This is a genomic window from Paraburkholderia sp. CNPSo 3272 (genome assembly GCF_024206495.1).
Classification (GTDB): domain Bacteria; phylum Pseudomonadota; class Gammaproteobacteria; order Burkholderiales; family Burkholderiaceae; genus Paraburkholderia.
The window spans coordinates 47,062-68,469 of record NZ_JAMBPQ010000028.1 but is presented as its reverse complement, the minus strand read 5'-3'; the positions used below and the strand labels follow the sequence as shown (position 1 = coordinate 68,469).

The following is a 21,408-nucleotide window of genomic DNA, read 5'->3' as shown; positions in this document are numbered from 1 at the left end:
GCTGCAACGAAAACGGCCGCCTGCAAAACAGGCGGCCGTTTGTTTTGGCTTAAGCCGTAACGCGGTTAGCGGTTCACGAGTTTCGCTGGCGCCGAAAGCGCGAGCAAACCGCCGAGGATCATGAACGCCGCGAGCATGTACATGCCCGAATCGTTGGCCTTGGTGGCCTCTTTGAGCCAGCCCACCGCATACGGGCTCAGGAAGCCCGCGAGATTGCCGATCGAGTTGATGAGCGCGATGCCGGCCGCCGCGCCCGTGCCCGCGAGCCAGGCCGTGGGCAGGCTCCAGAACAGCGGCAGCGTGGTGAGAATGCCCATCGTCGCGATGGTGAGCGCCGTCATGGCGAGCGTGGTGTCGTGCGCCCACGTGACGGACAGCACGAGGCCGAGCGCGCCGATGGCGGCCGGCACGGCGATATGCCAGCGGCGCTCGCGTGTGCGGTCGGCGCTCTTTGCCACCAGCACCATGCCGACCACGGCCGCGGCGAACGGAATCGCCGAAAGCAGGCCGATGGTGAGCGCGTCTTTCACGCCCGTTGCCTTGATGATGGTGGGCAGCCAGAAGCTCACGCCGTAGAGGCCCATCACGAACGAGAAGTAGGTGAGGCTCATCACCAGCACGCGCGCGCTCGTGAGCACCGTCATGATCGGCGGGTCCTCCTTGGTGGCATCTTCAGCGGCGATGTTGCGCTCGAGCAGCGCGCGCTCTTCTTCCGTGAGCCACCTGGCTTTGCCGATGCGGTCGTCGAGCACGAAGAACACCAGCACGCCGACCATCACCGAAGGCAGCCCTTCGAGCAGGAACAGCCACTGCCAGCCTTGCCAGCCGTTCGCGCCGTCGAAGGACTTGAGAATCCAGCCCGACACCGGACCGCCGATCACGCCCGACAGCGCGATGGCCGTCATGAACCACGTGGTCATGCGCCCGCGGCGGTGCGCCGGATACCAGTAGGTGAGATAGAGGATGATGCCGGGGAAGAAGCCCGCCTCGCACAGGCCGAGCAGAAAGCGCATCACGTAGAACATGGTGGGCGTGGTGACGAACATCGTCAGGATCGAGACGAGGCCCCACGTGACCATGATGCGCGCGATCCACACGCGTGCGCCCACGCGATGCAGGATGATATTGCTTGGCACTTCGAACAGAAAGTAGCCGACGAAGAAAATACCTGCTCCGAAGCCATAGACCGCGTCGGAGAGATTGAGCGCCGAACTCATCTGCAGCTTGGCGAAGCCCACGTTGACGCGGTCCAGATACGCGACCACGTAACACAGCATGAGAAGCGGAATGAGGCGCCACGCGACTTTGCGGTACGTGGCTTCTTCGAAGGCGGAGGGCGGGGCGCCCGCTCCCGCTTGCGGCAGATGATTCGCTGGACTTGCCATGGTGTCTCCAAATCTCGGTCGTGCTTGTTGTATTGCCGCCTTGTTATGGCGGGTATTCGACGCGAAAGCACGACCATTCTATACGTGCCGCCGTGGCGCGACGGCGCGTATCTGTCGGGGAAAACACCGATCGGTCAGCTAGCGGGCGCGACTACACGCAGCGCCCGCCATCCACTTCGATGCAGGTGCCGGTGATGAACGCCGCCTCATCCGAGGCGAGATAGAGACACGCGTTGGCGACGTCCTGCGGCGTGGAAAAGCGCCCGAGCGGAATGGTCGCGACGAAGCGCTGGCGGTTCTCGGGCGTGTCGGGCACGCCCATGAACTCCCCCGTGAGGCCCGTATCGCCGATCACGGGATTCACGCAGTTCACGCGGATCTGGTCGGGGCCCAGCTCGGCGGCGAGCGCCTTGCTGGCGACGATCATCGCGCCCTTGCTGCCGTTGTACCAGACGAGCCCGGGTCGGGGCCGGATGCCGGCCGTCGAAGCGATATTGACGAACGCGCCGCCGCCGCGCTCGCGAAAGTGCGGCACGAAGGCGCGCACGCTCCAGTAGAGACCCTTCACGTTGACCGCGTACACGCGGTCGAACTCCGCTTCGCTCACTTCGAGCACGGGCTTGTTGCGATGCGTGGTGCCCGCGTTGTTGACGACGATCTGCACGCTGCCGAAGTCTTCGATTGCCGCTTCGCGTAGCGTGTGCCAGTCGGCTTCGCGTGTGATGTCCCCATGCACAGCGATGGCCTTGCCGCCTGCAAGCGCAATCTCGCTCGCCACGCGCTCGGCGGCTTCGCCGTTCAGATCGTTGATGACGACGTTCGCGCCTTCGCGCGCATAGGTCTTGGCTATCCCTTCGCCGAAGCCGGAGCCGGCGCCGGTCACGACGGCCGTCTTGCCTTTGAGTCGCATGATGTCTCCGCTTATGTTTATCGACATGATTCAGCCGTGCCGGATCGCAATCGTCTTGAGCACTGTGAAGCCATAGAGCGCTTCGAAGCCTTTTTCGCGCCCGTGTCCCGAGTGCCGCGTGCCGCCGAACGGCAATTCGACGCCGCCGCCCGCGCCGTAGTTGTTGACGAACACCTGGCCCGCGCGCACGCGCCGGGCGAGACGCATCTGGCGTGCGCCGTCGCGCGTCCAGATGCCGGCGACGAGGCCGTAAGGCGTGCCGTTGGCGAGCGCGAGCGCTTCTTCCTCGCTCTCGAAGGGCATGGCCGCGAGCACCGGGCCGAACACTTCCTCCTGGGCGAGGCGGCTTTGCGGCGGCACGTCGCGCAGGAGCGTCGGGACCTCGTAGAAGCCGCCGCTGGGCGCATCGGCTTCGAGCCGGCCGCTCGCCGCCGTGGCGATGCGGCTCGCGGCCGCTTCGTCGAGAAAGCCGCGCACGCGCTGGCGCTGCTTCTCGTTGATGAGCGGGCCGCAGTCGAGATCGGCACTGGCCGGGCCCACGCGCAACTTGCCGAACGACGCGGCGAGCCGGTCGATGAGCGGCTCGTAGGCGCCGCGCTCGATCAGCACGCGGCTGCCCGCCGAACAGGTCTGCCCCGCGTTCTGCACGATGGCGGCGACGAGCACGGGCAGCGCGGCGTCGAAATCGGCATCGGCGAAGACGATTTGCGGCGACTTGCCGCCCAGTTCGAGCGTGACGGGCACGTGGTGTTCGGCGGCCATCTGCGCGACGAGCTTGCCCGTTTGCGGCGAGCCCGTGAACGAGATGTGGTCGATGCCGGGATGCGAGGAGAGCGCCGCGCCCGCCTCATGCCCGAGCCCGGTGACGATGTTGAGCGCGCCGGCGGGCAGACCGGCTTCGCGCGCGAGTTCGGCCACGCGCAGCAGCGACACGCAGGCGTCCTCGGCGGGCTTCACCACGCACGCGTTACCGGTGGCGAGCGCCGCGCCCACGCTGCGGCCGAAGATCTGCATCGGATAATTCCAGGGCACGATGTGGCCCGTCACGCCGTGCGGCTCGCGCACCGTGAGCACCGTGTAGCCGGCCTGGTAGGGCAGCGTTTCGCCGTGCAGCTTGTCGGCGGCGCCCGCGTAGAACTCGAAATAGCGCGCGAGCGCGGTGGCGTCGGCGCGCGCCTGCTTGAGCGGCTTGCCGGTGTCGCGCGCTTCGAGCTGCGCGAGTGCTTCCTTGTGCTGGCCGACGAGGCCCGAGAGCGCGAACAGCAGTCGCCCGCGCTCAGCGGCGCTCAGTGCGCCCCAGGCGCCTTCGAAGGCGTTGCGTGCGGCCGTGACGGCCGAGTCGATGTCGGTTGCATTGCCGCGCGCAAGCTGCGCGAAGGGCTGGCCGGTGGAGGGATCGATCGCGGCGAGCGTCTCGCCGCTGGCCGGCGATTGCCATTCGCCGCCGATGAAGTGCTTCGCTTCTTCCATGCATGCGCCTCGTAAATAGGGAGTGAAGCGGGGGTGAAACGAGGGAAACGCAAAACGGGAAACGTCGCCGAAGCGTAGCTCGGGATCGCGATGGAGGGCCGCGCCGGCAGGTCGATTATCGCGCCAATTGCAGGCGCTGCACGCAGGAATTCAGCAGGCGCTTCATCTGGGTGCGGGAAAGCCCTGGGCCGAACTGCCGGCCGCCCTGGCCGATTGGCTATAATGGCGTCCATCCTCCAACGTCCGGTTGCGCGCCAGTTTTCCGCGCGAACCGTCGGTTTTCCCTTATCAACAGAGAGCGCTCATGAGCTTTGCAAATGTCCCCGCCGGCAAGGATCTGCCGCAAGACTTCAACGTGATCATCGAGATTCCCGCGCAAAGCGATCCGGTGAAATACGAAGCCGACAAGGACCTGGGCCTGCTCGTCGTCGACCGTTTCGTCGGCACGGGCATGCGCTATCCCGTGAACTACGGCTTCATTCCGCAGACGCTCTCCGGCGACGGCGACCCGGTCGACGTGCTCGTGATCACGCCGTTCCCGCTGCTGGCTGGCTCGGTCGTGCGCTCGCGCGCGCTCGGCATGCTGCAGATGACCGACGAGTCGGGCGTCGACGCGAAGCTGATCGCCGTCCCGCACGACAAGGTCTGCCCGATGACGGCCAATCTCAAGTCGCTCGACGACGTGCCCGAGTACCTGAAGGACCAGATCAAGCACTTCTTCGAGAACTACAAGGCGCTCGAAAAGGGCAAGTGGGTCAAGGTCGAAGGCTGGGTCGGCATCGAAGCCGCCCACAAGGAAATCACCGACGGCGTGGCGAACTTCAAGAAGTAAATCGCGCTTCAGGTCTGATTGAAAACCGCACGTGCCTGTCAGGGTCGTGCGGTTTTTTCATGGCGCCCGATCAACCCACTTCGGCAACGTCGCGCAGTTCGGGTCCGCGCAGGATGTCGAGCCGCGCGGGTCTGCCCACGCCGTAGCCCTGCGCGTAGTCCACGCCCATCGCGATCATCCAGTCCACGATGGCGGCGTCCTCCACGCATTCGGCGATCGTCAGCTTGCCCGCCGCGTGGGCGACCTGATTGATCGATCGCACGATGGCCTGGTCCAGCGGACTGTCGACGATGCCGCGTATGAAGCTGCCGTCGATCTTCAGATAGTCGACGTGCAGATGCTTGAGGTAGTTGAACGACGACATGCCCGCGCCGAAGTCGTCGAGCGCGAAGCGGCAGCCCTGCGCACGCAGGCGTTCGATGAGGGTGATCGCCTCGTTCAGGTTCGTGATGGCAGCGGTTTCGGTGATCTCGAAGCACACGCGCTCGAACGGGATCGACCAGATGCGCTGCTGCTCCTCGATATAGTCGGCGAGCTGTTCGTCGCCGAGCGAGGCGCCCGAGAGGTTGATCGACCAGGTGCCGTAATCGTGCGTGCCTTCGGCGATCATCGCGAACGCGCTCGCGATCACCCAGCGGTCGATGGCTGGCATGAGGTCGAAGCGCTCGGCCGCGCCGATGAACGCGGAAGGCTCGACGAGCGCGCCTGAGGCGGACTGCATGCGCAACAGCAGTTCGACGTGCGTGTCGTCGGCCGCCGATGCCGATGTGGACGACTGCGCGAGCGAGAGGATCTTCTGGCCGAAGAGGCAGAACTGGCCGTTCTCGAGCGCCGCCTTGATGTCGGAGACCCATGCCATCTGCGCGTGCGTTTGCGAGAGTTCCTCGTCGTCATAGCGAAAGCGGTGCACGCGGTTGCGGCCTTTTTTCTTTGCCATGTAGCACGCCACGTCCGCGGCCTTCATCACCTCCTTCACGGAAACGAGCCCCGCCGCCTCGCCGACGAGGCCGATGCTCACGCTCGTCTGCACGATGCGCCCGGCGCCCGTGAAGCGGATCGCGGCAATGCCCGCGCGCAGGTTCTCCGCGAGCAGCGACGCGTGCGCCGCCGTGCAGTGGGGCAGCACGACGCCGAATTCGTCGCCGCCCAGGCGCGCAATGACGTCTTCCCCGCGCAGCTCGCTCTTGAGCACGCGGCAGACCTGGCGGATCAACTCGTCGCCGGTCGAGTGGCCGCAGGTGTCGTTGACGACCTTGAACTGGTCGAGGTCGAGAAACATGACCGCGTGACCCAGCTGTCCGGGCGGTGCGCTCGCGCTGTCTTCCAGCAACGCGGCGAGGCGCCGCTCGAACTCGCGGCGGTTGTAGATGTCGGTGAGCTCGTCGTGGGTCGCCTGGTAGGCGAGGCGGCCGGCATGCTCGCGCAGTGCGCTCACGTCGTAGAGCACGACGACGGTGCCGATCACGCGGCGTTGCGCGTCGCGCAGCTTCGACACCGAGTAGTCGACCGCGAGGCGCGAGCCGTTCGGGCGCAGCACGTGCAGACTCGCGCCGCCTGGCTTGCCCGTCGCCTGCGAATTCATCAGGTCGAAGCGCTGCGGTTCGTGCGCGTCGTTGCGCAGGTCGCAGATATCATCGAACGATTGCGCGAGCATCTCGGCTCCCGCGCGGCCGAGCATGCGTTCGGCCACCGCGTTGCAGTAGGTCACGCGCGAGTGTTCGTCGGTGCGAATCACGGCTTCGCCGATCGAGGCCAGCGTGACCTCAGCCAGTTCGCGTTCGGTATAGGCCTTCGCTTCGGCGGTCCTCAGCTCGGAAATGTCGAACAGGCAACCGACCATGCGCACGGCGCGACCGCGCGCGTCGCGCACCGCCTGGCCGCGCGCGCGGCACCAGCAGTAGCTGCCCGCGAGCGTGCGCAGACGAAACTCCACGTCGAAAGTCGTTGCGCGCGCAAGGTGTTGGCGCAGCGCGTGGCGCACTAGCGTGAGGTCGTCCGGGTGGACGAGCTGGGTGAGGCCCGTGTCGCTTTCGAAGCGCGTGCCCACGTCGTAGCCGAGCTGCTCGTAGAGCCAGTTCGAGAAGTAGCATTGCCGGCTGCCGACTTCCCAGTCCCAGAGTCCGGCGTTGATACCTTCAAAGCCTAGCGTGAGGCGTTCCTCGTTCTTGCGCACTTCGGCTTCGAGGCGGTCGCTGCGCGCGAGCGCGCGGCGGATGAATTGCGAGAACACGCCGAGCAGCACGATCGCGGAGGCGGCGAGCGCGAGCGTGAGGAGCGAGCGCGTGGCGCGCGCCGCGTCGTCGAGCGAGCGGGAGAAGCCGCTTTCGATGGGCGCGAGCTGGCTGTCGATCTCGCGCAGCTCGTGCACGAGGTTCGCGGTCTCCGGCGCGTGCAGTTTGCCCGCCTGCACGAGCGCGTGCAGGCGTTCGCCGGTATCGGCAAGACGCAGAATGTAGCGGTCGCCGATCTCCCAGAACGCGACGGCCGGGCGCATCCACGGCGTGTTCTTGAGCGTGCGGTAGCCCCAGGTCATGCCGTCCATGTCGGCGGGCGCGATGCGGCCCAGCTCGAAACCGTGCCGGATCGCCGCGGTGTCCGGCTGCGCGCGGTTCATCTCCAGCCTGGCCGCGCGGTCGCCGAGCGGCACGGCAATGCCGGCGAGGAACGTGCGGTAGTCCGCCTCGTCGCCGGTGCGCGCGTAGCGCTCCAGCGCGTGGACAGCGTCCTTTTGGCCCTTCGACCAGCTGCTTTCCCCCGCGACATAGGCAAGCAGGATCGACATGATCGCGAGGCTCACTGCGGCGATCACCGCCATGACGGCGGCGAGCAGCCACAGCGGCAGCAGGACCGCGGTCGTGCGCCGCAATCCGTGCCAACCGGGGGCAAGCCGGCTCGTCTCCGTTTTAATGGGTCTCTTCATGCTTCACCGGTCCCCGTCGGCTTGCGAGGTGAAATGAGAGCGCGCGCCGGGGGCCAGGACCGGCGTCTTGTGAGCAATAACGGCGGAGGCCAGCGGCGGCTTTAGGATTTAGACGGCGCGTTCGATGAAAAGAGCAAACGCTCTTCCCGCGAGACGTTTGCTCATTCGGGCGCTGCCGTTTCCGGGGACGTTTCTGGAGGAATTTCCGGGGCCGTTTCCCCGGGCGGCGGCGGTGGCGGGGGCAGCACCGATTCGAGCGTGCGCGCGCCGGCCGCGAGCGCGCGCTTTTCGCGCGGGGCGAGGCGCTTGACCCAGTACTCGGCGCTCGAGGCGCGTGCGCGGTCGGCGAACTCGAATTGCGCGAGCACCTGTACCGGCTTGCGCGAGCGCGTGTAGCGCGCGCCCGTGCCGCTCGCGTGCTGGGCGAAGCGGGCGGCGACGTCGATGGCAATGCCCGTGTAGACGCTGCCGTCGGCGCATTCGAGCATGTAGAGGAACCACGGCATAGTTCTGGATGCGATGATCGTGATCGGCGTGGGCGTTTCAGGACACGTCGTGCGCGCGTTTTACGGATGAATCACGCACGAAACGGATTGCGCTCATTGAGCTCGTGCATGTAGGCGTGAATGTGGTTCGTCTCGCTCTCGAGAAAGCGCGCCACGGCATCGGAGAACGCCGGATGGGCGAGCCAGTGTGCCGAGCGCGTGGCGGTGGGCAGGAAACCGCGCGCCATCTTGTGTTCGCCTTGCGCGCCGCCTTCGAACACGTCGAGCTTTTCCTCGATGCAGAATTCGAGCGGCTGATAATACGCGGTCTCGAAGTGCAGGCAGGGCACGTGTTCGAGCGCGCCCCAGTAGCGGCCATAGAGCGTGCCGCCCTGGCCATTCTCACCGCGCTGCCAGACCACGAGCGAACTCGCGATCGGCTTGCCTTCTCGCTCGGCGATCACGAGCAGCAGATTCTCCGGCATCGTTTCGCCGATCATGCGGAAGAAGTCGAGATTCAGGTACGGCGAAGAGAAATGCTCGCGGTAGGTTTGCCGGTAGCAGCGGCTGAAAAAGCGCCACTCGGTATCGGTGATGTCCTCGCCGCGCACACGCCGCATGGTCACGCCCGCGTCGTGCACCTTGCGGCGTTCCGCGCGGATGTTCTTGCGCTTCTTCTGCTCCAGCGTGGAGAGGAAGTCCTCGAAGTCGCGATAGCCGTCGTTGAGCCAGTGAAACTGCACGCCTTCGCGCTGCATCATGCCAAGGTCGGTCAGCGCCTCGGCGTCCTCCGTGGTCGGAAAGAGCACGTGCAGCGACGAGACGTCGGCCTGCTCGGCGAAGGCGAGCAGCGTCGCGGCCAGATGGCGGCGCGCAGTCGCGTCGGCGGCGATCAGGCGGGTGCCCTGCACCGGCGTGAACGGCACGGCGCACAGGAGCTTCGGGTAGTACTCGAGGCCGTTGCGCTTGTACGCGTCGGCCCAAGCCCAGTCGAACACGTACTCGCCGTACGAGTGGCCCTTCAGGTACACGGGCGCGGCGGCGGCGAGGCGCCCCGTGCGCGTGTCGGTTAGCGTGACGAATTGGGCGGCCCAGCCCTCGTTCGGCGTGGTGCAGCGCGTGGCGTCGAGCGCCGCGAGGAATTCGTGGCGCAAAAAGGGCGTAGGCTGCGCCTGACGCGCGAGCAGCGCGTTCCATTCGGCGGCGTCGACCTCGGACGGTGAGCCGAGGATGCCCGTGCGATAATCGAAATGTTCCTGTTTCATGCGTGCCCGTTGGCGTGGGATGCGGCTTCGGTGTTTCAGCAGCGCCTGCCGCGGCAAACGGTCATGGTAAAGCAAACGTCCCGAGCGGGTGAGGACCGCCGCGCTTCGTGCAGCGGCGTCAGCCAGGCAGCATCGAGCGATTTCAAAGCGGCATCGAGCCGCCCAAACGTCAGAGTGTGCGCTTTCGTGCGCAGCGCGCCCGCCTCAAGGTTATCGAAATGAAAGAGCGCTTCTTCAATCTCTATACGCACGGCTTTGCGCGCGTAGCCGTGGGCGTGCCGCGCTGCCGTGTGGCCGATCCCGCATTCAACGCCAGCGAGACGCTCGCGCTCGCGCGCGAGGCCGCGGCGCGGGGCGCGGCGCTCGTCGCGTTCCCCGAGCTTGGGCTTTCGGCCTATACCTGCGACGACCTGTTCCATCAGCAAGCGTTGCTCGACGCCTGCGAGCGCGCGCTCGCGCAGATCGTCGAAGCGTCGGCCGCGCTGCCGCTCGTGATGATCGTGGGGCTGCCGGTGCGCGCGGGGCATTCGCTCTTCAACTGCGCAGCGGTCGTGGCGGGCGGGCGTGTGGCGGGCGTCGTGCCCAAGAGCTTCCTGCCGAACTACGGCGAATTCTACGAGCCGCGCCAGTTCAGCGCCGCCGATAGCGCGAGCACCGACACCGTGCGCCTCGCGGGCGCGGACGTGCCGTTCGGCGCGTCGCTGCTGTTCGAGGTGCCGCAGGTCGCGGGTCTGCGCTTTCATGTGGAGATCTGCGAGGACGTCTGGGTGCCGATCCCGCCGTCATCGTTCGCGGCGCTCGCGGGCGCTTCGGTGCTCGTTAATCTTTCGGCGTCGAACGTCGTGGTGGGCAAGGCGGGCTACCGGCAGCAGCTGGTGTCGCAACAGTCGGCGCGTTGTCTCGCCGCGTATGTGTACACCTCGGCGGGCAGGGGCGAATCGACCACCGATATGGCCTGGGACGGCCACGCGCTCGTGTGCGAAAACGGCGAGCTGCTCGGGCAGTCGGAGCGCTTCTCCGACGATTCGCATCTCATCTTCGCCGATGTCGATCTCGCGCGGCTGCAGCAGGAGCGCATCCGCCAGACCACGTTCGGCGATTCGATCCGCCGCCACGCCGGTGAAGTCGCGAAGTTTCGCGTGATTTCATGCGAGCTGGCGGGCGAGGGCGCCTGGCAGCGCGAAACGCTCGCGCTCTCGCGGCGCGTGGAGCGCTTCCCCTATGTGCCGGCCGACCCGAAGCGGCGCGACGAGCGCTGCAACGAGGTCTACAACATCCAGGTGCAGGCGCTCGTGCAGCGGCTTTCGCAGGCGGGCATCAAGAAGGTGGTGATTGGCGTCTCGGGCGGGCTCGACTCCACGCATGCGCTGCTCGTGTGCGCGAAGGCGATGGATCGCCTCGGGCTGCCGCGCGCGAACATCCTCGCGTACACGATGCCCGGGTTCGCCACGAGCGAGCGCACGCTGCGCCAGGCGCGCGAACTGATGGCGCTGGTAGGCTGTACGGCGCGCGAAATCGACATTCGTCAGAGCTGCATGCAGATGCTCGAAGACCTCGGCCATCCGTACTCGGAAGGCAAGGAAACCTACGACATCACTTTCGAAAACGTGCAGGCCGGCGAGCGCACGAACCACCTGTTCCGGCTCGCGAATTTCAATCACGCGATCGTGATCGGCACGGGCGATCTCTCCGAGCTTGCGCTCGGCTGGTGTACCTACGGTGTGGGCGATCACATGTCGCACTACAACGTGAATGCGAGCGTGCCGAAGACGCTCATTACGCACCTCGTGCGCTGGGTGGCCGAAACGGGCCAGATCGGCCAGAACGGGGAGAGCGGCCGCGACGTGCTCGAAGCGATTCTCGCCACCGACATCAGCCCGGAGCTGATCCCCGGCAAGTCCGATGGCGCGCCCGAGCAGAAAACCGAGAGCACGATCGGCCCCTACGAGCTGCAGGACTTCAATCTCTACTACACGCTGCGCTTTGGCTTCGCGCCGTCGAAGGTCGCGTTCCTCGCGCGCCACGCGTGGGGTGAGCGCGAAGCGGGCGCGTGGCCCGAGAACGCGAAGGTCGCGCGCAATCAATACGATCTCGCGTCGATCAAGCGCAATCTGCGCATTTTCCTCGACCGCTTCTTCCGCCAGAGCCAGTTCAAGCGCACCTGCATTCCGAATGCGCCGAAGGTCGGCTCGGGCGGCTCGCTCTCGCCGCGCGGCGACTGGCGCGCGCCAAGCGATTCGGAGTCGGTAGTCTGGCTCGCCGATCTGGAACGCGTGCCCGACGAAGCGGGCGGGGCGAGCGCGGCGCCTGCGGGCAAGCCCTCGGCGTGAGCCCGGGCTGCACAGCGTAGAATCCCGGTAGGTTCCAAAATTTCCGACAAATCCGATAACGAGACGAGGTTCGCCATGAAACGCATTACTGCCGTGATCAAACCGTTCAAGCTCGACGAAGTGCGCGAGGCGCTTGCCGAAGTGGGCCTCACGGGCCTGACCGTCACCGAGGTCAAGGGTTTCGGCCGCCAGAAGGGCCATACGGAGCTTTACCGCGGCGCCGAATACGTGGTCGACTTCCTGCCGAAGGTGAAGATCGAGGTAGTGGTCGCGAACGACCAGGCCGACCAGGTGATCGACGCGATCATCGGCGCGGCGCGCACCGGCAAGATCGGCGACGGCAAGATTTTCGTGACCGACGTGGAGCGCGTGATCCGCATCCGCACGGGCGAGGAAAACGAAGCGGCGGTTTGAGGCCGGGCGCCTTCGAAGCACCTGATGCACCAATAGAAAAGGGGACGGCGCCGCTCGCGCGGCCCGTCCCCGGCATAAAAAACGGTGCGATACCCTTTCGGACATCGCACCGATACGCGCCTCTCGCAGCAGCGTGAAAACGTCGATGTAGCTGTTCTTTCTACACTCGCTTCGAATTAGAACGAGTGCTGGATACCTGCGTACACGCCAACCTGGCTGTGACCCGGCAGCGGGTTGCCCGTTGCAGCAGCCGTACCGAAGTTGTTGGCGTTCAGGCCGAAGTTGGCCGTCTTGCTGTTCTGCACCGTGCCAGCCTGGATGTCGAGCAGCGTGCGCTTGGACAGGTTGTACGAACCGCCAACCGTGTACAGCGTGGCGTTGCCGCCGCCGTTGTTCGCATTGACGTGGTAGACCGCGGCGATCAGCGCTGCAGCCGGCGTCATTTGCCACGTCACACCGCCCCACTCGTGGTCGAGCGTCGTCGGCTGACCGATGATGCCCGGGTTCATGCCCGACGAACGGATGGCTTCGTAGCCGCCCTGAACCTTGAATGCGCCGAGGAACAGGTTGAACATCGCCATGTAGTCACGCGAGTACGCGAACACGCCGTTGCCGTTTGCCTGAGTCGCGCCGGTGGGGATCTTGCTGCCATCGAGGCCGTTGTTGGCATAGAGGCCGCCCAGCTGGCCGTTGTCCGGATTGCGGATTTCGTCATACAGACCGCGGATCTGGAACAGCGAGCTCGTGTAGGTCAGCTGCAGGCCAGCTTCGCGACCCTGGCTCGTCGAGCCGTTGCCGTTCCAGTTCGTCGCGTTCGAGAACGCGTACTGGCCGTACACGTCGAAGCCCATCCAGTTCGGCGACTGGTACGAAATGTTGTTGCTCGATTGCGGCCAGTTGCGGCCACGGACCATCGAAGCCGACGACCAGTTCGACTGACCGAACGGATCGAAGTCCCAAATGCCGTTGGAGATGAACAGCATGCGGCCAGCGAGCAGCGTACCGAACTGATCGTTCGCTACACCGACGGTCGCCCAGCGATTCCAGAGCGAGCCGGCCGAGCCGAGCGAGCCGTTCGCAGTGCTGAAGCTGCCTTCCAGGTGGAACAGAACCTTGTTGCCGCCACCGATGTCCTCAACGCCCTTCATGCCCCAGAGGCTGGTGCCCCAGTAGCCGCTTTCGAGCTGAACTTGGCTGGAACCGTGGGTGGCTTGACCGTTTGCGCCGGTGCCTGCACCAATGCCGTTCATATACGCCACACCCATGTCCAGGCGGCCGTAGAGCGTGACGCTGCTTTGTGCATGCGCGATCACGCCAGCCGACATCAATGCTGCGGCGAGCAAAGCTTTCTTCATCTTCTCCTCCATACCCTGTCAAAGAGTCAACCTTAGTACTGCGAAAGACGTCCGTGCGCTTGGCGGCGCCGCGAACAGAAATCGTCGCGTAAGGGAGAATTACCCCGAGGACCGGCGTACGGGCTGGTGCCGCTGCATGACCCGGGCTGGGTCGTCTTGCAGATCCCCTGGTTGACTGGCATCTCCCGTTCTTTTTGAAGTGAAACTACTTTTAATGAACTTTGTTTTGCTACTTTGGTTACTAATTTAGCAAAAAAGGTCCGCGCTGGCGAACTAATTCGCGCTCGCACCCTGGGATGTCGTCAAATTGCAATATGGTCTTCCTGGATGGTGGTCAGCGAGGTGCTGCGACCAGGTCGAAAGCCTTATGGGACAAGGGACTCACGTCAATCGAATGGCCGAGTTCAGGATTGCCACTATTGACGAAGGATTTCACAAGGAGTAATGCAAAAAACGCCGTTTTTGAGGTTTAAACGGACGGCTTTTCGGGGGTAAAAGACCAAAAAAGAAAAGGCGCTGTAAGCGCCTTGTAAAACTACTTTGACTACATCGCCGGAAGGCGGCGACTCTCTGAGTCGTCTTACTTGAGGCTGCCCGAAAGGAACTGGCGCAGGCGCTCGCTTTTCGGATTGGCGAAGACCTCGGCAGGCTTACCTTCCTCTTCCACGAGTCCCTTGTGCAGGAACATGACGTGGTTCGAAACGTTGCGCGCGAAACCCATTTCGTGGGTGACCACGATCATCGTGCGGCCTTCCTCGGCGAGCTTCTGCATGACCTTGAGCACTTCGCCCACGAGTTCGGGGTCTAGCGCCGAGGTCGGCTCGTCGAACAGCATGACGTCGGGGTGCATGGCGAGCGCGCGGGCAATCGCTACACGCTGCTGCTGACCGCCCGAGAGGTGCGAGGGGTATTGCTTCTCCACGCGCGGCGCGAGACCGACCTTCTCCAGGTAGGTGCGCGCGCGCTCTTCGGCTTCCTTGCGCGGCAAGCCCAGCACGTGCACGGGCGCCTCGATCACGTTCTCGAGCACCGACATGTGCGACCAGAGATTGAAGTGCTGGAACACCATGGCGAGCTTGGTGCGCACGCGCTGGAGCTGCTTCGCGTCGGCGGGGTGCAGGGCGCCCGTGCGCTTGTCCGCGCGCGTAGCGACTTCCTCGCCGTCCACCACGATGCGCCCATCGTTGGGCTGCTCCAGGAAGTTGATGCAACGCAGCATCGTGCTCTTGCCCGACCCGGACGAGCCGATCACGCTGATTACGTCGCCGGCATTGGCTTTCAGGGACACGCCCTTGAGGACTTCGTTGTCGCCGTACTTCTTGTGGATGGAGTCGACGAACAGCTTCTGCTTCTGGGAATTCATCAATTGACCTTTAAACACGCCCTCGCGGGCTCACTTGCCTTGCGGTCGCAGGTATGCGAGCCAGCGGCGCTCCGCGCGGCGGAACAGCCACACGAGCGTGAAAGAAATGATCAGGTACAACAGCGCGGCGATGCCGAAAGCGCCGAACGACTGATACGTGGCCGAGTTCACGTCGCGCGCGATCTTCAGGATGTCCGGCACGGTGGCCGTGAAGGCGACGGTCGTTGCGTGCAGCATCAGAATGACTTCGTTGCTGTAGTAGGGCAGGGCGCGGCGCAGCGCCGAAGGCAGGATCACGCGGCGATACAGCGTGAATTGCGACATGCCGTACGCGCGCGCGGCCTCGATCTCGCCGTAGGGTGTCGCCTTGATCGCGCCCGCGAAGATTTCGGTGGTGTACGCGCAGGTGTTGAGCGTGAACGCAAGCAGCGTGCAGTTCATGCCGCTTCGGAAGAACGCGCTCGTCAGTTCGTGGTTGCGCACGATCTCGAGGCTGTAGAGACCCGTGTAGCACAGCAGCAGCTGCACGTAGAGCGGCGTGCCGCGGAAGATGTACGTGTAGAGCCACACGAGGCCGGCGAGCCATTTCCTCTTCGACACGCGGGCCACGGCGAGCGGCACCGAAAGGCAGAAGCCGAGCCCGATCGAGATGACGAGCAGCCACAGCGTGATGGCCACGCCGCTGAAATGGTAGCCGTCGGAAAAGAGGTAGTTGCGCCAGTATTGCTGGATCAGTTGGACGAAGTCTTGCATGGTCTTGGCCTCGCGCGATTCAGAGATCCGCCTTGCGCACACCGGTGGAGTAGCGCTTGTCGAGATACATCAGCACGAAGTTGGAGACCGTGGTGATGACGAGATAGATCGCGCCGGCGAGCAGCGTGAAGAAGAAAAAACGCAGCGTGCCCTTGCCGGCGTCCTGGCTCGCCTTCACGACGTCGGCGAGGCCGATGATCGAGACGAGCGCCGTGGACTTCACGAGCACCTGCCAGTTGTTGCCGATGCCGGGCAGCGCGAAGCGCATCATCTGCGGGAACATGATGCGCGTGAACACCTGCCAGCCCGTCATGCCGTAGGCGTGGCCCGCTTCGAGCTGGCCGCGCGGCACGGCGAGGAACGCGCCGCGGAACGTCTCGGTGAAGTACGCGCCGTAGATGAAGCCGAGCACGACCACGCCCGCGAGGAACGGGTCGATGTCGATCTGATCCCAGCCGAGCATGTCGGTGAGGTTGTTCAGCCAGATCTGGATGCTGTAGAAGAGCAGCAGCATGAGCACGAGATCGGGCACGCCGCGAATGAGCGTGGTATAGAGGGTGCCCGCGCCGTGCGCGACGCGGTTTTTGGAGAGCTTTGCCGCCGCGCCGATCAGCCCGAGCACGAACGAGAGCGCGAGCGACAGCACGGCGAGCTTGACGGTCTGCCAGGTGCCGGCGAGGATCAGCGGGCCGTAGCCTTGAAGAAACATGGGCAAGTCCTTGACGGTGCGCTTCTCACACCGCGAAAGGCGCGGCGCTTGTCTGCCGCGGTTCAAATCCGTTCATGGCCGCGCGGGTTTTAGCCTGGTCGCGCGCGGCGATGCGATTGCGCTCGTGAGCGCGCCTGTGACTGTATACGAAGCCCGGTGGCGGTCTATCGGGGAGCCCCCGGGCTTTTGATGTGTCGCGGCGCGAGACGCGAGCGGTGGTGTCTCGTTGTTTATTTACCTGCGTGTGCTTTCCCGTTCACTTGCCTTTGTAGATATCGAAGTCGAAGTAGTGCTTCGCGATCTTGTCGAACGTGCCGTCGGCGTGAATCGCGGCCAGCGCCGTGTTGAACTTCGCCTTCAGGTCGGCGTCGTCCTTGCGCAGGCCGATCGCGGTTCCGTCGCCGATCGTCGCCGGGTCTTCCACTTCCGGGCCCGCCCACGCGAAGCCCTTGCCGCGCGGCGTCTTCAGGAAGCCGAAATCCGCCTGGACCTCGTCTTGCAGCGTGGCGTCGAGACGCCCGGCAATCAGATCCTGGTAGACCTGGTCCTGATTCTGATACGAGATCACGTTCACGCCCTGCGGCGCCCAGTGCGCCTTGGCGTACGCTTCCTGGGTCGAGCCCTGCTCGACGCCCACGTTCTTGCCCTTTAGCGAAGCCGGCGTGGGCAGAAGCGGCGAGCCCGTGCGCGCGAGCATGCGTGCGGGCGCATCGAACATCTTCGCTGAGTAGTCGATTCTCTGGGCGCGCTGCGGCGTGATGGTCAGCGACGACACGATCGCGTCGAACTTGCGGGCCTTGAGCGCGGGAATAATGCCGTCGAGGTCGTTCTCGACCCAGACGCACTTCACGTTCATGCGCGCGCACAGGGCTTTTGTGAGGTCGACATCGAAGCCGACGATCTGTCCGTTCGGCGCTTTGGATTCGAACGGCGCATAGCTGGCGTCCACGCCGATGCGCACGGTTTTCCACTCTTTGGCGGCGGCGCTGCCCGCGATCAGGGCGAGCGCCACGCACACTGCAAACTTCTTCATCATTCTCCTGTCGAGCCGGAGCGAGTGCTTTTTTTGCACTGACTCCGTCCCATGCACGACTGATACGGGTGGCGCGGCGCGGTAAGGCGCGCGGCCGACGCAAGGCGGACTGGCTCGTGGCCGTTGGCCGCCATTCTAGGCGATCAAAAATGCGGGTCGGAAAGCGCGACGCACTCCGGCCCCGGCGGCAGCGCACGCTGGCGGGGCGGGGTAATCGCCATGGAGTGTCCACCCCGGGGCCATCAGGCTCACGCTGGCCGAAAAGCGCGGTATTTTACCCGAAGCCGGAGTGAGTGCGGCTCTGACGTAGAGCGACGCTGGCAGCGCAGTCCATTGATGTTGCTGGCGAAACGATGCGGTGCGCGGCTGCGGATTGTGCAAGCGGGCCGTCGCCCTTACCTTCTGACATCGACATGATTGACCGGAGATTGCCATGCTGACCATCCGACGCGCCGACGAACGCGGCCACGCCAACCACGGCTGGCTCGACTCGTACCACAGCTTTTCGTTTGCCGACTATTTTGATGAAGCGCATATGCACTACGGTGCGCTGCGGGTGCTCAACGACGACCGTATCGCGGGCGGCCAGGGCTTCGGCGCCCACGGCCACCGCGACATGGAGATCGTGACCTATGTGCTTTCCGGCGCGCTCGCACACCGCGACAGCATGGGCAACGGCTCGACCATCCGCCCCGGCGACGTGCAGCGCATGAGCGCCGGCACCGGCGTGATGCACAGCGAGTTCAACGGCTCGAAGGAAGAGCAAGCGCACCTGCTGCAGATCTGGCTGCTGCCGCGCGAGCGGGGCGGGGCGCCCGGCTACGAGGAAAAGCGCTTCGACGACGCCGACAAGCGCGGGCGGCTGCGCCTCGTCGCCTCGCCCGACGGGCGCGACGGCTCGGTGACCGTGCAGTCGGATGCCTCGATCTATGCGGCTCTGGTCGACGGCGAGGAACGCGTCGAGTATGAGGTGCCCGCCGGGCGGCGCGTCTATCTGCATGTGGCGCGCGGCGCGCTGGACGTGAACGGTCAGCGCCTCGAAGCCGGCGATGCCGCGATGATCGAGGCCGAGGCGGGCGTCGCGCTCGCGAAGGGCGCAGCGGCAGAAGTGCTGCTGTTCGATCTCGCCTGAGCCTTTGACCGGCGGCAAGGCCGGCAACCGCCCGAGTCATGAAAAAAGCGCCGCGGGGTGTGACTCCCCGCGGCGCTTTGTCGCGCTTTCGCGCGTGCGTTGGGCGACTACTGCTGCGCAGCCGGTGCCGAAGCGCCGCCCTTGTGGTGCTGCTCCCAGCGCTCGCGCATCTGCTCGTGGCGCTGCTCCATCTTCGCGAAGCGTTCCTTGATCGCCGTGCTCACGGTCGTCTTCTGCTGGTCGTTCAGGCCGTTGTAGAAGGCGAGCCACGCTTGCGAGGTTTGCTCGCGCAGCTGCTGGTTCTGCTGCTCGACCTGCTCGTGTGCCGTGTGCATGGCGTTCAGGTCGAGGATCGGCTGGTTCTTCATCGAATCGAACTGCTGCTTCATCTGTTCATGATTCTTGCGCATGGCCTGACCGTTCTGCTTCATCGTGTCGAGCGCGGCCTGCCATTGCTTTTCCTGCGCGGCGTTCAGATTCAGCTTGTCGTGCAGCTTGTTGAAGCCGAGCATGAAGTCGCCGTGCATGCCGGGGCCGCCATGCATGCCCGGATCGCCGTGCATCATGCCGGGACCGCCCGGCGGCGGCGGAGTCTGGGCGTTGGCGGCGGTGGCGCCCACGGTGAGCGCGAGCGAGGCAGCGGCGATGGCGAGAAGGCGCGAAGTCGTCTTGTACATGGTGATGCTCCTGACAAATCCATGAGGGTTTTATCCGGTCTGGCGCGGCGCTTTCGGAAAGTGGTGGCGCTCGCAACCGGTGTCCCTAGCGTATCGACCGGGCAGCCAGCGCGTGTTACGCGGCGGGGCGTCGAGATTACGCGACATTACACGCGCCTTTCGCGGTAACACCTCGTAACCCAGCTGGAAGAGCTGTAAGCAAACGGCCCGTGCGCGCGCGTTACACTTCATCCCATGGCTACTCAAATCCTTGTCGTCGACGACGACCTCGAACTACGCGACCTGCTGCGCGACTATCTCGCGCGCCAAGGCATGGAAGTCTCGGTGCTGCACGACGCCGGCTCGCTGGAGCGGCGGCTCGAGCGCGAGCGCCCGGACCTTATCGTGCTCGACCTGATGATGCCGGGCGTGGACGGCCTGACCGCGCTGCGCAAGCTGCGCGCAGCCGGCGACGACATCCCCGTGATCATGCTGACGGCGCGCGCGGACGACGTGGACCGCATCGTCGGCCTCGAGCTCGGCGCGGACGACTACCTCGGCAAGCCGTTCAACCCGCGCGAGCTGCTCGCGCGCGTGCAGGCCGTGCTGCGCCGGCGCCGCACGGTGCCTTCGGCTGCCGCGCCCGAGCAGCGCGAGCCGTACGCGTTCGGCCGCTTCACGCTCGACTTCCAGTCGCGCACGCTGCAGCAGGAAGGCAAGCCCATCATGCTGTCGGGCAGCGAGTTCGCGCTCCTGAAGATTTTCGTGAACCACCCCATGCGCACGCTCACGCGCGAGCGCCTGCTGGAATTGCTGCACGGTCCCGAATACGACGGCACCGACCGCGGCATCGACGTGCAGGTGTGGCGTCTGCGACGCATTCTCGAAAGCGACCCGTCCACGCCGCGCTTCATTCAGACCGTGCGCGGACGCGGCTACGTGTTCGTTCCCGACGGAGAGCAGGGCAACCATGCGCCGGCCGGTTGATTCGCTGTTCGGGCGCCTCGCGGTCATCTTCATCGGCGTTCTGCTGGTGTCGCACGTCGCCTGGTTCACGCTCATGCGCGTCGAACACAATCAGATGCAAACGCGCTACGCCGTCGAGGAAGCGACCTTCCTTGTCGACGCGGTGCGCCAGCACGTCGAGCGCGAGCCCGACCAGCCGCTGCCTTCGCGCGTGCAACTCGTCGATCCGGCGAGTCCCGCCGTGCCGCCGGTCACCGCCCGCATGCCCGAGCCGCTGCGCCGTTTCATCGACGACGTGCGCGAACGCATGCCGCCCGGCACCGACGTGCGCGTCGGACCGCCCGGCGGGCCACCCACGCTTTGGGTGCGCGGGCCGCAGGACGCCCGCTGGATCGTCCTGCCGGGCCAGCCGCTGCGCATCATGCGGCCGCTCGACAAGTTTCTGCCCTGGGTCATCACCATTTTCGCCACCGCCGTGATCGCCGCGCTCGTGGCCGCTTGGATGCTGCAGCAGCCGCTGAGCGCGCTCGCGCAAGCCGTGGGGCGCTTTGGCCGCGGCGAGCCCGTGCCGCCCGTGCCCGAACGCGGGCCGCGCGAGCTGCGTCAGCTCACGCTGGGCTTCAATCAGATGGTCAAGGAAGTCGAGCGCACGGAGAAAGACCGCGCCGTCATGCTGGCGGGCGTGGCGCACGATCTCAAGACGCCGCTTGCCCGGCTGCGCCTGCGCGCAGAAATGATGGACGAGCAAAAGGTGCGCGACGGCGTGGTGCGCGACGTCGAGTCGATGGCGCACATCGTCGACCAGTTCCTCGTATTTGCGCACGACGGCGCCGATCGCAGCGAGCCCGTCGAGGTCGACGACCAGTGCGAGCGCATCGCGGGCAACCACCGCACTGCAGGCGGCGAGACGATTGCGATTGAGACGCGTCTGCGCGCGGGGCCCGAGTTTCGTCTGCCCGCGGCCACGCTCGAGCGCGTGGTCTCGAACCTGCTCGACAACGCGCATGCATATGGCGCACCGCCCGTCGTAATCGAGAGCGAGCGCGGTTCAACGGGCTTCTCGCTCACCGTGCGCGACCACGGCAAGGGGATCCCCGCCCAGGATCTGACGCAGGCGAGCCGGCCGTTCGTACGCCTCGACCCTGCGCGCGGCGGCAACGGCCACAGCGGCCTCGGCCTTGCGATCGTCGAGCGGCTCGTGCGCCGCGCGGGGGGCGAGCTATCGATCGGCAACGGCGAGAGCGGCGGGCTCGCGGTGCGTATGACGTTTGCGTTCGACGTGGTGGAGCGCACCGTCGCCGAAGCGGCGCAGATCTGGTAAGTCGCGTTGGAATGGTTTGGCGGGAGCCCGCACCGAACGGGTGGGGCGTGGCCGGATGGGCTTGACCTGGTATCGCTCTGGTAGTGACCGGGTTGGACCGGATGTTCGC

The 21,408-nt window shown here is 65.5% G+C and carries 18 protein-coding genes; 6 read left to right on the top strand and 12 right to left on the bottom strand.

The genetic code is table 11. From position 1 onward, the window contains the following. Nucleotides 1-65: 65 nt before the first annotated feature. From M3I53_RS27165 to M3I53_RS27155, 3 genes are all read right to left on the bottom strand, one after another. Entirely contained in the window at nt 66-1,385 is a 1,320-nt protein-coding gene (locus M3I53_RS27165) for an MFS transporter (RefSeq protein ID WP_254318965.1), read from the bottom strand. 151 nt (nt 1,386-1,536) lie between these two features. After that, on the bottom strand, nt 1,537-2,295 hold the full coding sequence (locus M3I53_RS27160) for an SDR family oxidoreductase (RefSeq protein ID WP_254318964.1): 759 nt from the start codon (nt 2,293-2,295) through the stop codon (nt 1,537-1,539). Between the two features lie 30 nt (nt 2,296-2,325). Then, entirely contained in the window at nt 2,326-3,765 is a 1,440-nt protein-coding gene (locus tag M3I53_RS27155; RefSeq protein ID WP_254318963.1) for an aldehyde dehydrogenase family protein, read from the bottom strand. Between the two features lie 304 nt (nt 3,766-4,069). On the opposite strand from M3I53_RS27155, the gene ppa reads away from it, so the two are divergent. Next, on the top strand, nt 4,070-4,597 hold the full coding sequence (ppa, locus tag M3I53_RS27150) for an inorganic diphosphatase (protein ID WP_069265419.1): 528 nt from the start codon (nt 4,070-4,072) through the stop codon (nt 4,595-4,597). 70 nt (nt 4,598-4,667) lie between these two features. Here the strand turns inward: ppa and M3I53_RS27145 are convergent, their stop codons facing one another. The 3 genes from M3I53_RS27145 to M3I53_RS27135 form a co-directional block, all read right to left on the bottom strand. After that, on the bottom strand, nt 4,668-7,517 hold the full coding sequence (locus M3I53_RS27145; protein ID WP_254318962.1) for an EAL domain-containing protein: 2,850 nt from the start codon (nt 7,515-7,517) through the stop codon (nt 4,668-4,670). Between the two features lie 161 nt (nt 7,518-7,678). Beyond that, nucleotides 7,679-8,023 carry a GIY-YIG nuclease family protein gene (locus tag M3I53_RS27140; protein ID WP_254318961.1) on the bottom strand — a complete coding sequence of 115 codons (345 nt, stop codon included), beginning with the start codon at nt 8,021-8,023 and terminating at the stop codon, nt 7,679-7,681. Nucleotides 8,024-8,094: 71 nt separating this feature from the next. Then, on the bottom strand, nt 8,095-9,267 hold the full coding sequence (locus M3I53_RS27135) for a GNAT family N-acetyltransferase (RefSeq protein WP_254318960.1): 1,173 nt from the start codon (nt 9,265-9,267) through the stop codon (nt 8,095-8,097). Between the two features lie 218 nt (nt 9,268-9,485). On the opposite strand from M3I53_RS27135, the gene M3I53_RS27130 reads away from it, so the two are divergent. Next, the gene (locus M3I53_RS27130) at nt 9,486-11,597 is read left to right on the top strand and encodes an NAD(+) synthase (protein WP_254318959.1); all 2,112 of its coding nucleotides are present in this window, start codon (nt 9,486-9,488) and stop codon (nt 11,595-11,597) included. A gap of 75 nt (nt 11,598-11,672) precedes the next feature. Beyond that, nucleotides 11,673-12,011, top strand: a complete 339-nt coding sequence (locus tag M3I53_RS27125) for a P-II family nitrogen regulator (protein ID WP_027795598.1) — start codon at nt 11,673-11,675, stop codon at nt 12,009-12,011. Nucleotides 12,012-12,187: 176 nt separating this feature from the next. Here the strand turns inward: M3I53_RS27125 and M3I53_RS27120 are convergent, their stop codons facing one another. The 5 genes from M3I53_RS27120 to M3I53_RS27100 form a co-directional block, all read right to left on the bottom strand. Continuing rightward, a complete protein-coding gene (locus M3I53_RS27120; RefSeq protein WP_254318958.1) occupies nt 12,188-13,366 on the bottom strand; it encodes a porin in 1,179 nt (392 codons plus the stop codon). A gap of 580 nt (nt 13,367-13,946) precedes the next feature. Beyond that, entirely contained in the window at nt 13,947-14,729 is a 783-nt protein-coding gene (locus tag M3I53_RS27115; RefSeq protein WP_254318957.1) for an ABC transporter ATP-binding protein, read from the bottom strand. A 30-nt stretch (nt 14,730-14,759) separates the two neighbouring features. Further along, the gene (locus M3I53_RS27110) at nt 14,760-15,482 is read right to left on the bottom strand and encodes an ABC transporter permease (RefSeq protein WP_254318956.1); all 723 of its coding nucleotides are present in this window, start codon (nt 15,480-15,482) and stop codon (nt 14,760-14,762) included. Between the two features lie 19 nt (nt 15,483-15,501). After that, nucleotides 15,502-16,191: an ABC transporter permease gene (locus M3I53_RS27105; protein ID WP_028207717.1), complete on the bottom strand. Its 690-nt coding sequence runs from the start codon at nt 16,189-16,191 to the stop codon at nt 15,502-15,504. Between the two features lie 256 nt (nt 16,192-16,447). Beyond that, nucleotides 16,448-17,224: an ABC transporter substrate-binding protein gene (locus M3I53_RS27100; protein ID WP_254318980.1), complete on the bottom strand. Its 777-nt coding sequence runs from the start codon at nt 17,222-17,224 to the stop codon at nt 16,448-16,450. A gap of 433 nt (nt 17,225-17,657) precedes the next feature. On the opposite strand from M3I53_RS27100, the gene M3I53_RS27095 reads away from it, so the two are divergent. Continuing rightward, complete coding sequence (locus M3I53_RS27095) at nt 17,658-18,356, top strand: pirin family protein (protein ID WP_254318955.1); 699 nt, start codon at nt 17,658-17,660, stop codon at nt 18,354-18,356. 107 nt (nt 18,357-18,463) lie between these two features. On the opposite strand, the gene M3I53_RS27090 is transcribed toward M3I53_RS27095, so the two are convergent. Next, on the bottom strand, nt 18,464-19,033 hold the full coding sequence (locus M3I53_RS27090; RefSeq protein ID WP_254318954.1) for a periplasmic heavy metal sensor: 570 nt from the start codon (nt 19,031-19,033) through the stop codon (nt 18,464-18,466). A 234-nt stretch (nt 19,034-19,267) separates the two neighbouring features. Between M3I53_RS27090 and M3I53_RS27085 the strand changes: the two genes are divergently transcribed. Together M3I53_RS27085 and M3I53_RS27080 are read left to right on the top strand one after the other, a co-directional pair. After that, nucleotides 19,268-19,999, top strand: coding sequence for a response regulator (locus M3I53_RS27085; RefSeq protein ID WP_028207713.1), 732 nt, complete (start codon nt 19,268-19,270; stop codon nt 19,997-19,999). Next, entirely contained in the window at nt 19,983-21,299 is a 1,317-nt protein-coding gene (locus M3I53_RS27080) for an ATP-binding protein (RefSeq protein WP_254318953.1), read from the top strand. Before M3I53_RS27085 ends, M3I53_RS27080 begins: the two co-directional genes overlap by 17 nt. Nucleotides 21,300-21,408 lie beyond the last annotated feature (109 nt).

What these genes read in the sequence shown, in the direction of transcription:
- M3I53_RS27165 (WP_254318965.1), bottom strand. Translation starts at nt 1,385, where the DNA reads ATGGCAAGTCCAGCGAATCATCTGCCGCAAGCGGGAGCGGGCGCCCCG.
- M3I53_RS27160 (WP_254318964.1), bottom strand. Translation starts at nt 2,295, where the DNA reads ATGCGACTCAAAGGCAAGACGGCCGTCGTGACCGGCGCCGGCTCCGGC.
- M3I53_RS27155 (WP_254318963.1), bottom strand. Translation starts at nt 3,765, where the DNA reads ATGGAAGAAGCGAAGCACTTCATCGGCGGCGAATGGCAATCGCCGGCC.
- ppa (WP_069265419.1), top strand. Translation starts at nt 4,070, where the DNA reads ATGAGCTTTGCAAATGTCCCCGCCGGCAAGGATCTGCCGCAAGACTTC.
- M3I53_RS27145 (WP_254318962.1), bottom strand. Translation starts at nt 7,517, where the DNA reads ATGAAGAGACCCATTAAAACGGAGACGAGCCGGCTTGCCCCCGGTTGG.
- M3I53_RS27140 (WP_254318961.1), bottom strand. Translation starts at nt 8,023, where the DNA reads ATGCCGTGGTTCCTCTACATGCTCGAATGCGCCGACGGCAGCGTCTAC.
- M3I53_RS27135 (WP_254318960.1), bottom strand. Translation starts at nt 9,267, where the DNA reads ATGAAACAGGAACATTTCGATTATCGCACGGGCATCCTCGGCTCACCG.
- M3I53_RS27130 (WP_254318959.1), top strand. Translation starts at nt 9,486, where the DNA reads ATGAAAGAGCGCTTCTTCAATCTCTATACGCACGGCTTTGCGCGCGTA.
- M3I53_RS27125 (WP_027795598.1), top strand. Translation starts at nt 11,673, where the DNA reads ATGAAACGCATTACTGCCGTGATCAAACCGTTCAAGCTCGACGAAGTG.
- M3I53_RS27120 (WP_254318958.1), bottom strand. Translation starts at nt 13,366, where the DNA reads ATGAAGAAAGCTTTGCTCGCCGCAGCATTGATGTCGGCTGGCGTGATC.
- M3I53_RS27115 (WP_254318957.1), bottom strand. Translation starts at nt 14,729, where the DNA reads ATGAATTCCCAGAAGCAGAAGCTGTTCGTCGACTCCATCCACAAGAAG.
- M3I53_RS27110 (WP_254318956.1), bottom strand. Translation starts at nt 15,482, where the DNA reads ATGCAAGACTTCGTCCAACTGATCCAGCAATACTGGCGCAACTACCTC.
- M3I53_RS27105 (WP_028207717.1), bottom strand. Translation starts at nt 16,191, where the DNA reads ATGTTTCTTCAAGGCTACGGCCCGCTGATCCTCGCCGGCACCTGGCAG.
- M3I53_RS27100 (WP_254318980.1), bottom strand. Translation starts at nt 17,224, where the DNA reads ATGAAGAAGTTTGCAGTGTGCGTGGCGCTCGCCCTGATCGCGGGCAGC.
- M3I53_RS27095 (WP_254318955.1), top strand. Translation starts at nt 17,658, where the DNA reads ATGCTGACCATCCGACGCGCCGACGAACGCGGCCACGCCAACCACGGC.
- M3I53_RS27090 (WP_254318954.1), bottom strand. Translation starts at nt 19,033, where the DNA reads ATGTACAAGACGACTTCGCGCCTTCTCGCCATCGCCGCTGCCTCGCTC.
- M3I53_RS27085 (WP_028207713.1), top strand. Translation starts at nt 19,268, where the DNA reads ATGGCTACTCAAATCCTTGTCGTCGACGACGACCTCGAACTACGCGAC.
- M3I53_RS27080 (WP_254318953.1), top strand. Translation starts at nt 19,983, where the DNA reads ATGCGCCGGCCGGTTGATTCGCTGTTCGGGCGCCTCGCGGTCATCTTC.